Source organism: Mycobacterium sp. NPDC049093 (assembly GCF_040704635.1).
In the GTDB taxonomy this organism is placed as follows: domain Bacteria; phylum Actinomycetota; class Actinomycetes; order Mycobacteriales; family Mycobacteriaceae; genus Mycobacterium.
This window is the reverse complement of sequence record NZ_JBEZJS010000003.1, coordinates 30,622-42,743: the sequence shown is the minus strand read 5'-3', so window position 1 is coordinate 42,743 and position 12,122 is coordinate 30,622. Positions and strand designations below refer to the sequence as shown.

Here is a 12,122-nt window from a genome sequence, read left to right as displayed (position 1 = left end):
TGTCGAACAGCCGATGCCGACTTGAACTCATCCTGCCGCCGGGACTAGAGGTCCTCGAGTAGGGAGCTCGCAGGCACTGCGAGGGCCGCGGCAATGTCGACAAGCCGTTCATAGAGCAACCCTCGCTGTCCGCGTTCTACTTGGACCAAAATGTGCCGGGCGACGCCGGAGGTAAGCGCGACCTCCTCTTGGGTCAGCCCGCGCTCGAGGCGCAGTGATCGGATGCGGGCCCCGACTGTAGTTCGGGTTGCTGCCCACTGCGCGGCTCGCTCGGGTTCGTGGTGGAGGGGGTTTGTGGGCACGCACCCTAGTCACTAGGTGGCGGCGCCAAAAGTCTGTACAACTAGTTGTATATTGCTCCGGTGTTTGCTACGTCATACCCGCCTGAGCCGGCCGAGAATGTGTCAGGTCCGGCGCTAGAACTGCTCGATGAAATGCGTATCCGACTGATGGAATGCCGGCTCGTGCTGCAGGCGTTGTCCGGCCATGCGGATATGAATTTCGACGAGCTGGAGAATGATCTCGACGTTGCGGAGGGTGGCGTGCAGAACGCGCACGCCGCCGCAAGCCTGGTGCACCAGGGAGCTGCTCTCGACGCCCGGTGGGGCGCGGACTGGTCGCGGCCAAGGGCGATATTCGCCCGGCACGGCGCCGCGGTCCGGGGTGGCGCTACCAGAGTCCTGCCTGAGCGGTCGGTGGGCGATCGGATCGAACGCGCGCTCTGGCAACTGCCCCCGGCCGACCGTATGCAGAATTTCACCGGCCCCAGGCCCCAATGCCAGAGCGCGGTTCGCGCCACTGGCGCCCAATGCGTGTCGCGTGCGGTCTACCTCGGAACGGGGTCCTTTGGGGCGCATTGCTATACGCATGCGAACCGCCATGAACGCGATCAATATCGCATGCACCTAGACATCGTTGCTGCATCGCAGTCCGAACTGTACGAAAAGTTGTCGGATCAGCGGCATCGTATCGGCCAGGAGGTCAGCGAGCGTTGGCTTCAGACGCGCGCGGACCGTCGGCGATGGGCCGAAGAGGTGGGGCTTCAGCCCCGTTCGGCTGATGGCGGCGGTGAGTAACGAGAACACTTTGGGGCGGGGTGCCTCGCGTCGCACTAAGCGCTGTTGTTCGTGAGTAAAAGCCAGGCCCCGAGGGGCCGGCACTGGTGATGAACCACACCCCGCCGCATCTAGTGTGGCACCGGCTATCAAAATGTTCAACTAGTTGAATTTTGTTCCGGCGACTGGCTGCCCCAAGCTTGCCTCAACGACTTCGGTCACGCCGCCAATCACGATGCCGGCAGTATCACTTCGCAGATCGTGGCCGCTGACGCCTTCGCCGGAGAACCGCAGCTTGAAAGACGTCCGAAACATGGGCTGAGCGGCAGCGGCTGTCCGTCAGTCGGACGGTCGGCGACCTCCATCACGCGATTCGCGATGGCCTGATGCAGGGAATGTCCCCGACTCGGCTGGCCAAGCTGAGCGGGCTCCATGTATCGCGGATCTACCAAATCCAGCGGCGCGACGACGCTGAACTCACCTGCTGAGTGCGTGTTCAGCTCACGTAGGTGTGTAGCGCCTCGCCGACGTACTGGTTGGTGCCATCCGGTCCTGTCGCATAGCCGGGGCCCGTGCGGAACCGCAGTCGAGGTGACTGAGGCGCCAGGTCAAGTGCACTGAGTGCATGCCTCGACTGCGGCGTTCCCACGACAAACTGATGGCAGTCGCGGAAGGTATCAGCATTGATCGACCGTGGGTTCGGAAGCTGAGTCGGGTTAAGCGGTTCTCTGGACATCACCAACAACGTGCTCGGCGACAGCGCGAACCTGATCTGGTCCGCGTTTTCGACCCCGACGCCTCCGACTTCTGGGCCGGACCCGACGCGGCGCCAGAGCTGCACCGGGCGGTCGCTGGTAATCAGAATCGGGCGGCCGAAGTCGTAAACGCACCACCGCATGGACTCCAACCGTGGCGCGACCATCTCCGTGGCCACCTGCATCGCCATACTGTGCGCTTGATCGCCTGTTGGGGCGCTGGGCGATCCCTCTAGTAGGTCGCGCACCGTCTGGACCTCGTTCTCGTCGGGGTCATCGCCGCCGTCCAGTTCGCGTAGATGCTCGCGGACCACGTCGGCAGGTATTGGACGCTCGGTGGTCTTGGCGGCGAGGTCGATCATGAATTGCGCCTGATTGCGGTGGTGGACCGTTCGAGCCAGCTGGATGGCGAGATAGACGGCCATCAGCTGGCGGCGGTCGCCCGTGAGGTTGCGGTCCATCTTGAGCTGGTGTCGCAGAGACGGCCAGTCGGCTTCGAGGTCGTTAAAGAACTTTTCGCGCGCCTCGCTGATCTCGCCGGCGCCGTAGATGCCCCCGGCCACTGCCACATTGACGGTGCTGGACACCACCGCCTGCGGCATGTCGCGACGGCGGTAGGCAACCTGAGATTGGCCGTTGGCCCAGGCGTTCAGGTACACCCGCGGGACGAAATGCGGCCGCTTGGTAGCCATCCCTGGCAGCCTACCCATCCGGCGGAGTCCCCTCGCAAAGCGGCGTGTCTCGCCATTCGCCGAACGGCGCCCCGTAAACAGCAGCGGCCAATTCTCTCCGGATGAGTTGCCTCGAGTCCAGGCTGGACACGTTCGCGCCGGCGAGGGCCATTGCCCGGTCGACTTCGATCACCGACGTGTGTCAGAGAGCCTGGCGAGATTCCTCGCGCTCTTCTTGACCTGGCATCTGCCGCGCCTCGAATGGACCGCTCGTCAGGGGTTGCTTCTGTGCAATAGTGACCACGCGCGTTCGTCAGCCCCTGCTAGGGGCGTCGACCAAGGGTATGTGTCGGCGCCGCTGACGGTGGCTGAATGAGTTGACGAGCGTGGTGCAGTTCCGCGAATTCCGTTCTCCCGGTGCCGAATATCTTCAGTTGACGCCATCGGCGTTCGCCGCATCGATGTCCGCGTTCAAACGGGTGGCGCGTTCTTATTCCAGATATCACTCAATGTCACAAATGACAAAATTCTGAGGATCGGCATTCGGGGCCAGAACGGTGCGGGGGTTCGTCGTTGCAAAGGCGATCGCCGAAGTTATGCGGTTTGCTGTAGCCCAGCGGTGAGAAGAACGAAGCAAGCATCGGCGGTTGCCGCTAACAGTTAAGTGCGGCAACAAATTTCCCATAGACCGCAGATTCAGTATTCGCGCCCGGCGGCAAGCTGTGTCCCGTCGCTGCTGTGACTGGATCGGTAGTTTCTGCTGTTCATTCGATGTGGTCGCTGGTGGGGATGCTGACCCAGTTGGGGGCGGCTGGGACGCTGTCGAGATGCTCGGTACGCAAGATATAGGGACGGTGAACGGTATTGTGAAGTCATAGATTTCGTACCGCCGACAGGAAGTCTCATGGCGCGTCTACCCCTTGGCGTGTCGCTGTGAGCAGCGCCTGAGGCTAGATACTGCGCGCTAAGCGACGATCGCGAAGAACTGCGGCGCGATCAGGTCGTGCACCCGGGCCCACGGCACGGTAATGACCTTCAATCCCCGTCCGAACTGGTAGTCGGGGAAATGTAGTTCAATACCGGCGTCGGTTGGAATCCAGTATTTGAAGTTGTCAGCGACGGGTGCCATGCCGCTGGCTGATTTCCAAGCGTCTGGCTGGGGCGGCGGATAGGCCGTCGGCAGAATGGCTGCCGTCTGTTCGGACAGCCTAGTCAGGCCGACGCCCTTGTCTTGGAAGAGGTTATCCCAGGTGATGGGTGTTCCGTTTCGACTGTCATACACCCGGCTAGAGATGGTGTGGAAGGGCATGTTTGGTAGGTCCGTGTTGTATTCGCCGGTAAATAGCTCAGATACTGTGTTTGGGCGGATGTACAGCGTGCCCGTTGCGGTGAATGTCCAGTGGTGCGTGGTGCTCGGTCGCCATTCGATCGATTTCTCGTGCTCACTTGCCGCCGCATCGATGCCATCGTTGATGGCAGCGATCACATCTGGGTCGCCCCCTTCGACGCGTTGATAGCGAACTTCCCAGTCTCCCAGTCCATTCCAGCTTCTGCCGGCAATGTTGTTGGGGACGACTGTGTAAGGGTTGTCGTCGGGGTTCGGGCTGGCCCAAGCGGGGTTCGCGGCCGCTAATAGGACGGTTGCCGCACTCGCGATGGCTAGCGCGAGTCTTTCGAGTGTCCGCGTACTCATCGCATTGTCCGATTGGTAGATGCGGGTCCGATTCAGACCTCGCGATGGAATGGTCGCAAGCATTGCGCTAGATGATGTCGATTTTGCTTGCTAGCCAATGGTTGTCGACCAGTTTCATTGTCATTCGCACTCTGCTGCGGTCGATTCGAGGCTGAGGATTGACGATGTTGCTGATTGACTGGTCGATGAACAGCAGGACTACCACCTCGGTCTTGCTGGCAGACTTGATGGAAGCGTCGACAACGGTGCCTTTGCTCACTGCTTTGTTGTCGATCAACACTTGTCTGAGCTGACTGGCCGACTGGCTGTACATGTCTTTGAATTCACCTGTCGCCCCGTTGAGCACTTGGGCAAAGTTCTGATCGATGTTCCGGTTATCAACGCTGGTCAGGGCGACGGCGTAGGTTTGCGCGACCGCCAGGGCTGCGCGGCCGGCGGCGGCGGTGTCGTCCTGTTGTTTGAGCTGCCAGCCGACAAAACCCGAAAACCCCAGCGCTGCCACGAATGTGACACCGGCAACCACGATGATCACACGACGCAGCAGTCGGCGACGAGGCGTGGGTGCCGAGACCTTATCGGCATCGTCGTCATCAATATCGTCGTTGTCGTTGTCGTTGTCGTTGTCGTTGTCGTTGTCGTTGTCGTTGTCGGGGTCGAGATCGGTCGGCACGGACGGATCAGGTTCGGAAGTGTCCGGCTCGGCGTCTGCAGTCGCGGTAGCAGGGTGGCTGTCTTGCTGTTCGAGCTTGTCGAAGACGTCGATGCCATTCGCTTTTTCAAACAGTTTGATCTCCATGTGAGGCTCCTAGTTTGGTGGTGTCGATGGCAGCGCCGGGCCGCCGAACGGTGCGGGTATTGAATGGGGCCCGATTGGGGTGGGGTCGGTTTGAGCCAATGGGTCGTAGCCGGGCGGTGGGTCCGCGGTGTCGTCGCCGGGGGGACGCGGCGCGTTGCGGGCGCCACGAACCAGAACGGCTGGGTCAGGGTTCGTGCAGTACGTGTAGCGGTAGGGCTCAGGGAAATCGGGCAGTGACGCTGGCCGCCGCGGAAGCTTGTAGTCGCAGCTGTAGCGCGGGTATGCGTCGACGATTGCCCATACGCCTCCGTCGCGGATAACAGTTCCCAGTGAGTCGATGACTGATCCCCGTGTGGTGGGGAACAGTGCTTTGAGGGCAGGTACTCGCACGTAGGACAACTGTGCGATGGTGGTCAGATTGCCGAGCAGTTGGACCATGGTGTCGGAGTTGTCGTCGATAAGCTTGTCCAAGCCAGTCATGGGTGCGCGTCCGCGATCGAGGAGGGTCCGGAATCCGCCGTCCATGGCATTCACGCCGCCGAGGACTTGCCGCAAGTTGCCGGCAGTGTGGCGCAGGCCCGGGCTGACGTCAGCGAGCGTGGTCAAGGTGATTCGGCTGTTGTTCAGCACGCTGACGGTTTGTGGAAGTACCGAATCCAGCGTCGAGATGAGGAACGACCCACCGTCGAGCAGCGTGGCCAACTTCTGAGGCCCTTGGCGGCCGACCCGAAGTTCATCGGTGATGGCGGCGAGCTTCTTGGGGTCGATCTGGGCGAGCGCGCCGTCGGAGTCACCCAGGAGTCGCGCCAAGGACACGGGAATGCTGGTGCGGCTTTCAGCAACCGTGCTGCCATTGGTGAGGGCTGGTCCTTGCCCGTCCACGGGGCGAAAATCGAGATATTGCTCGCCGGCGGGAGACAGCGCCGAGACGCGTGCCAGGCTATTCCGGGGAACTCGTATCGCGCTGTCGATGGAGGCCACGGCGACGACACCCTTGTCGGTGAACGTGACGGACGCGACGCGACCGATCGGTGTACCGCGTAGCGTGACATCTTGGTTGGGTAGCAGGCCGCCCGATTCGGGCAGGAGCACTCGAATGGCGATCGTGGAGCGCGCCGGGTTGATATGCAACCCGCCCAGCAGGATGTAGCCAAGTGCGACAATCAATGTCAGCGCCAGGCTGACGCACGACACGACGATACGGTGGCGCGCCACCGCGCGCACAGTGTCAACGATCAGTCGGGCCGACCATTCGACCGGACTTGGCGCTGCCATCATGGATGCTCTCCGGGAGTGCTGTCCCTTTGTGGACCGAAGGCTTTGCCTAACAGTAGGTTCCACTCATATCGAAGGCTGCCGATCATGGCATGCCAGTCGGTCCCGTCGGGTCCGTGGAATCCCGGATCGCCGGGATAGTTCTTGTCGGGCAGGGAGCCGAGGGCGAGCTTTACCGCTTCTCCGGCGCCGTGCATCGAGGTCGAGTTCGAGATTTTCATGACGATGGGCAGGAGCCGGTTCAATGCGGTCAGTGAGACGTTGGGGTCGGTGCTGACATCGTTGAAGGCGGCTGAGAGATGGTTGAGGTCGGCGATCAAGCTGCGGGTGTCGGTTCCCTGCAGGGATGGGAATCGCGAGAGTTGGGTGGTGATCCGCGCGAGGCCGTCTACGAGGTCGGCAAGCTGGGCGGTGTTGTCGGCGATCACGGCGGTCGCTGGTGCGGCGGCGGCGATGGCGTCGTTGAGGGTGTGTTGTCGGTCGGTCAGCGTGGTGGCGAGCTGGGATGTGGCTTGCAGAGCTGTTCTGATTTGTTCGGATCGGGCGTTGAGCCGAGAGATCAACGTATCGGACTGCTGGAGCAGCTCGGCGACTTTCGTGCCGCGCCCGCCCATTGCTGAGCCTGCGCCGTTGAGGATGGATGTGAGGTGGCGGATGGGCCCGCCGTTGACGATCATTGCCGCGGAGCTGAGCACTTCTTCGACGGTGGCGCTGGCGGCGGTGGATTTGAGCCCGATGGTGTCGCCGTTGCGCAGCAGTGGGGCGCCAGCTGTGTGGTTGGTGTCTGGGCGCATCGCGACAAAGACGTCGCCCAGGGGGGTCGCTGAACGAAGTTCAGCGGTGGTGTCGGCGCTCAGCTGAACATCTGATTTGATTCGCATGGATACGTAGGCGGTGAAGTTGCGCGCATTGATCGATTCGACCTCGCCGATGTCTGCGCCGTTCAGTTTGACTTTGGCTTTCGCTGGCAGATTGAGTGCGTTGGAGAATACGGCGGTCAGTGAATAGCTGTCGGTGATGCCGCCGGGCGCCGGTAGCGGCACACTCTCGAGTCCGGATGCGCATCCGGTGAGGGCGGTGGTCAGCCCGACGGCTAGGACGCCGACAGATCGACGTCGGGTTTCGTCGCGACGGTGCGTCATCGGCGCACGCCCGCCATGAGTTCGAGCATGCCGGTCAGGCCGAAGTCCGGTCCGAAGTCTTGAATGGTGCCTGTTGCGCAACCCAACTGCTTGTCTCCGATGAGGTTGCACATCTCTTTTGCCATCTGACCATCGGCGAGGGTCTTATCGATCAAACCGTGCACGCGAAAGCTGCCGGCGTTGGCGTCGATAGCGTTGTATAGGTTGTCGATTGCCAGCGGCGCTACGTCGAAGAATTCGGCCAATTCTCGCCGGTAGTCGACGAGCGCGGTGGTGATGGTGCGGGCATCGGCAACAGTGCCCTTCAACGCGGCGCGGTTGTTCTCCAGCAGGGAGGCTGCTTGCTCCAGTATCTGATTGATCTTGGCGCCGGTAGTGCCCGAGCCGAGGTTTTCGTCGGCCAGGATATCGCTGAGTTGCCTTATGTTGGAACCGAATTCGCGGATGGTGGCGTCGTTTCCTGCGGCGGCTTGGGTCAGCTCTGCGAGGTTGTTCGCGATCGCCTGAATGTCTTTTTTGCTCTGGGATCCGTTGTCGGCGCTCAGGCGCAGCGCCTGGGACAGTTGGTCTAGGGCTGATTTGATGTGGGACCCGTTGCCTGAAGTGACCTGGGAGCTGATTCCGATCAGGTCCGCGAGCGGCCCCTGGCCATGGCCGTCGCCCTTCATCGCGTGCGAGAGCTTATCGACCATGGCCAACGTGCGGTCGAACTCGACTGGCGTGCGTGTGCGGGGCAGGCTCAGGGTGTCGCCGCTCTTGAGCTTCGGTCCGTTGCGGTAGGGGGGCGTGAGCTCGATGTGGCGATCGGTCAGGATTGATGCCGATACGGTCACCGCGTGAACATCGGAGGGAATATCGATTCCTTCGTCTATCGCGAGGGCGACGTCGACGTAGCTGTCTTTAGGCGTGATGCTGGTGACTGTGCCAACCGGCATTCCCAGCACGGAGACTGTATTTCCCACGTAGAGCCCGACACTGTCCTCGAATTGGGCTGTTACCGTGAGTGATTTGTCGTTGGCACGGGGAATCAGCGCGACAACGGCGACGGCGATCGCGGCGACGATCAGGGCGAGCAGTGCTGCTCGGACCAGCGTGCGGTTCATCGTCCGGGTCCTTCCGGGTTGGCCCTGGCTGGATCTGGTTGGGGCCAGCCGGGGAATGGGTCCGGGGTCGGTTGACAGTCCTTGAAGTACTGGGTCAGGTTGAACTGCTTGGCTCGGCCGCTGAGCGCGCACATCCAGGAGTCGACGAACAGGCCTGCGGGGAGCGCGGCGTCGCCTGAATTTCCACTGCCGAGGATGTTGGCGACGTTGCGGACGGCTATCGGCATGGCCTGCAATGTGTTTCGCAGGAGCGCGTCGTGTTCGGCGATCATATGGCTGAAGTCGCGTATCGATGCCAGCATTTGGTTGATGCCGGGTTGGTCGTTGAGTATTGATTTGAGGGTGTTGACCAGCGCGGTGGCGCTGGCGAACAGTTGCTCGAGTTTGGCTCGTCGGGAGACGATGTCGCCCAGCAGGTTCCGGCCTTGGATGACCAGGGAGCCGAGGTTGGCTCTCTGATCGCGGATCATCGAGGTGACGCTGTCAGCGCTGGTCAGCAGGGAGCCGATTTGATCGCGCCGGCCGGAGATGACCGTGGATAGCGACTGTAGGTTGTCCAGCGCGTGCGGGAGGGCGTCGGGGACCCCGTTGAGGCTCTGGGACAACGTGGTCATCGATTCGGCAATGCGGTCGGCATCGACTTGTTCGAAGGTTGTTGTCGCGTCGGCAAGTGTCTTTTGGAGGTCGTAGGGGACAGAAGTGTTTGCCAAGCCGATGGTTCGGTGGTCGAGGTCGCCTGATTCTGTCGGCGACAATTCGATGTACCGGCTTCCGAGGATGGTGGTGAGTTTGATCGCGGCACGGGTGCCGCTACCTAGGTGGACGTTGTTGCGAACATTGAATGCGACCGTCACGTGGTCGTCGGCGAGTGTGAGTCCCTTGACTGTGCCAACTTGAATGCCCGCGACGGTGACTTGATCGCCTGGCCGAATCTGGGCGGCTTGGGCGAATTCGGCGCGATACCGTGTCTGGCCGAGCGATAGATGGCCGATCAGTACGCTGGTCGCGACGATTATCGCGACAACGCCCAGCGTGATCGTCCCGAGCCAAATCTTGTTGTAGCCCTCGATGGGGCGTCGAATGCGACTGAACATTGTGCTACCTGCAAATCGGAGAGTGTTGGACGACGTTGCCTGGTGAGGCCAGACGGACAATGCCGGGGACCAGGCGGCCCAGGAACGCGAAGATGGTGACGTTCACATCGCAGAAGTAGATGTTTGCGTGTGCTCCTTCTTGGCTGATTCGAGCGGCGCCTTTGAGTATGTAGGGCAGGTTGGCCCCCAAATAGGCGAAGCGGTCTCGTCCGTCCCCGGTGATGTAGGAGGTGAATCCCGGCTCGCGATGGATGAGTTGTTGCAGGTCGGGGTTGACGTTGTTGGTGATCGCGGAGAGTCGTGTCACCGCGGCGGCGATGGAACCGGCGGACTCCACCAATTTCTCCCGTCGGTTCCCGAGGGTGACCATCACGTCTCGGGTTTGCCTGATGACGCGCTGTAGGTTCGCGTTCTGCGCCGCTAGATTGGTCATCACGGCGTTGAAGGCGGTGATCACGTCGCCCAGGACTTGATCGGGTCCGGCGAGCGATTGTGCCAACGCCGAGGTTTGGGTGATCAGTGCTAGGACCGAACCCGAATTCCCTTGAAGAGCCTGGACGACGCCTTCGGTCAGGTTGTCCACTTGTTGCGGGTCCAGGAGCGTGAACAGCGGCTCAAATCCGTTGAGGAGGTACGCGATGTCAAATGACGGCACGGTGTGTTCGACGGGTATTTGACCGCGGTTGTTGAGCACGGTCGGTTCGCCCGCTGTCCCTTCGGCCAGCCCCAGATATCGCTGCCCGATGATGTTTTGGTAAGTCACCGAGGCGACCGTGTTGTGATAGAGGGTCTGGGTCTGCTGCACCCGGAAGGTGACCTTGGCTAGGGTGCCCTGTAGGTCGACGCTGTCCACACGGCCGACGCGAACCCCGGCAACGCGAACGTCGTCGCCAGGATGCAGCCCCGAAACATCGGTGAACAGCGCCGAATACGTATTCGTTGGGCCGGCGATATCGCGGCGCAGCGTCACGAACACCAACCATGTCGCGACGATGGCCAGGACCAGGAAGAGGGTCAGGCCGATGAGTGGCTTGCGGTAACTCATTGGTCACTCCCTGTATCTGGCGTGATGTGGACCGTCGATCCGCGCGCAACGGGTCCGAGCAGCAGCTGCGTCGCCGCCGTGGCGTGGCCGCCTACGATCCGGCTCAGTTGGTCTCGTTCCTGTGCACTGCCCACCGGTCCCACGTTGCCGCCGATGGTCGCCGACTGTGGATACTCACTGGGTGGCTGACCGGCTTGTGGCGGCGGCGCCTCGGCGGGCAGTGCAGGCATCCGATCAGTTGACGGTGCCGGGGCGGTATCCGTTGGCAGTGGTGGGCTTCGGGCGGGATCAGGGGCCACCACGGAGTTGCGAGGTGGTGCGAGATTGGGCCGGTTCTCGGAGACACCCGGTGGGGGCGGGAAGCCCATCGACCCCAGCGCTGGCATCAACGAGGGCGCCACGGGAATTTCTGGGGCCGTCTGGCAGCTTGGGCCGGCCAGGTCGCCGTAGCGGGGGCAGTCGGCGCGTACATATGTCCGGCTCGGGGTAAAGGACACGGCGGCTTTGATGGTGACCAGTTTTGTCTCGGGATTCCACGCTTCGTCATAGAACTGATTGCTGAGCCGTTGCAGTCGAGTGGAGATTCCATGGAACTGGCCGCCGTTATCGGCGAGCACGCCTATCACCGGTGTGAGCTGGATGGTGATGTTGAGTAGCCTGTCGGTCTGGTGGTCGAAAGCGTCGCCGAGTTTTCCGACGGTGCCCAGTCCGGCGGACAAGAAATCGCTCAATGCCGAGCGTTTCGCGGCGACGGTCTGCATCGGTTTGACTGCGCTGCCGAGGGCGTCGAAAAGCTCAGGCGAGACCGAGCGCAGTTTGTCAGCGGCGTCGGTGAGTGCAGCAATCGTGGATGGCCCGGTGTCTCCGGCCACAACGGTGTTCAGTTGGGAGACAATCTCATTGAGGTCGTGTCCTGCGTCACGGAGTTTTTCTCCCCTTCCCTGCGTGGCCTCGCCTACGGCGGCCAGTACGCCGATGCGGTCAGCGTTGGGTTCGCGGCCGATGGCCGTGAAGACCTCACGGAATTTGCTGAGTGTCGACTGGAACAGGACGGTCGGCAGGCTTTGGTCTTCGCGGATGATTGTGTTGGCGCGCAATGGTGTAGCGCCCTTTCCGTTGTCGACCAGCTGTATCGATGAGACGGCGAAAACGTTGGAGGGCACAACCCGCGCGGTCACGGTGTCCGGGATGCCGCTGACGTATTCCGGTTTGAGATCGATATGGACGATGTTGAGTTGTCCGGCACGTGCCGGTTCGACGTCAGCCACCGACCCTACGAGGACGCCGCGGAACTTGACGTCAGATTTGGCTGGCAGACCGTCACCGACGTTGAGCAACTCGGCGTTGACTTTGACGATCTGGTCAAGTGTGCCTTTGGATTTCGCGATCATCAGTGTGACGCACGAGGCCGCGAGCACCAAGAAGCACACGCCCAACGCGAAAAGCCGGCGATTCGATGGACTGCCGGCCTCGTAGTCGAATGAGTTCGGCAA

Annotated in this window: 11 protein-coding genes; 1 reads left to right on the top strand and 10 read right to left on the bottom strand. The window is 61.8% G+C overall.

Features of this window, described 5'->3' with window-relative positions:
• Window positions 1–44: 44 nt before the first annotated feature.
• Window positions 45–302 carry a helix-turn-helix domain-containing protein gene (locus AB0876_RS10760; RefSeq protein ID WP_071288178.1) on the bottom strand — a complete coding sequence of 86 codons (258 nt, stop codon included), beginning with the start codon at window positions 300–302 and terminating at the stop codon, window positions 45–47.
• 60 nt (window positions 303–362) lie between these two features.
• Here AB0876_RS10760 and AB0876_RS10755 point away from each other — a divergent pair, with 60 nt between their 5' ends.
• On the top strand, window positions 363–1,076 hold the full coding sequence (locus AB0876_RS10755) for a hypothetical protein (protein ID WP_071288177.1): 714 nt from the start codon (window positions 363–365) through the stop codon (window positions 1,074–1,076).
• Window positions 1,077–1,551: 475 nt separating this feature from the next.
• Here the strand turns inward: AB0876_RS10755 and AB0876_RS10750 are convergent, their stop codons facing one another.
• The 9 genes from AB0876_RS10750 to AB0876_RS10710 form a co-directional block, all read right to left on the bottom strand.
• Window positions 1,552–2,502 (bottom strand): DUF4238 domain-containing protein, encoded by a 951-nt coding sequence (locus tag AB0876_RS10750; RefSeq protein WP_016895463.1) that lies wholly within the window; start codon window positions 2,500–2,502, stop codon window positions 1,552–1,554.
• A 943-nt stretch (window positions 2,503–3,445) separates the two neighbouring features.
• Window positions 3,446–4,237: a DUF3298 domain-containing protein gene (locus tag AB0876_RS10745; protein ID WP_016895464.1), complete on the bottom strand. Its 792-nt coding sequence runs from the start codon at window positions 4,235–4,237 to the stop codon at window positions 3,446–3,448.
• Between the two features lie 4 nt (window positions 4,238–4,241).
• Window positions 4,242–4,970, bottom strand: a complete 729-nt coding sequence (locus AB0876_RS10740; RefSeq protein WP_512726080.1) for an Rv1363c family protein — start codon at window positions 4,968–4,970, stop codon at window positions 4,242–4,244.
• 9 nt (window positions 4,971–4,979) lie between these two features.
• Window positions 4,980–6,248 (bottom strand): MlaD family protein, encoded by a 1,269-nt coding sequence (locus AB0876_RS10735; RefSeq protein WP_101930910.1) that lies wholly within the window; start codon window positions 6,246–6,248, stop codon window positions 4,980–4,982.
• On the bottom strand, window positions 6,245–7,387 hold the full coding sequence (locus tag AB0876_RS10730; protein ID WP_016895467.1) for an MlaD family protein: 1,143 nt from the start codon (window positions 7,385–7,387) through the stop codon (window positions 6,245–6,247). The genes AB0876_RS10735 and AB0876_RS10730 overlap by 4 nt, the downstream gene beginning before the upstream one ends.
• Window positions 7,384–8,490: an MCE family protein gene (locus AB0876_RS10725; RefSeq protein ID WP_016895468.1), complete on the bottom strand. Its 1,107-nt coding sequence runs from the start codon at window positions 8,488–8,490 to the stop codon at window positions 7,384–7,386. Before AB0876_RS10725 ends, AB0876_RS10730 begins: the two co-directional genes overlap by 4 nt.
• Complete coding sequence (locus AB0876_RS10720; RefSeq protein ID WP_101930911.1) at window positions 8,487–9,584, bottom strand: MCE family protein; 1,098 nt, start codon at window positions 9,582–9,584, stop codon at window positions 8,487–8,489. Before AB0876_RS10720 ends, AB0876_RS10725 begins: the two co-directional genes overlap by 4 nt.
• A 4-nt stretch (window positions 9,585–9,588) precedes the next feature.
• Complete coding sequence (locus tag AB0876_RS10715; RefSeq protein ID WP_101930912.1) at window positions 9,589–10,629, bottom strand: MlaD family protein; 1,041 nt, start codon at window positions 10,627–10,629, stop codon at window positions 9,589–9,591.
• The gene (locus AB0876_RS10710; RefSeq protein ID WP_016895471.1) at window positions 10,626–12,122 is read right to left on the bottom strand and encodes an MlaD family protein; all 1,497 of its coding nucleotides are present in this window, start codon (window positions 12,120–12,122) and stop codon (window positions 10,626–10,628) included. The genes AB0876_RS10715 and AB0876_RS10710 overlap by 4 nt, the downstream gene beginning before the upstream one ends.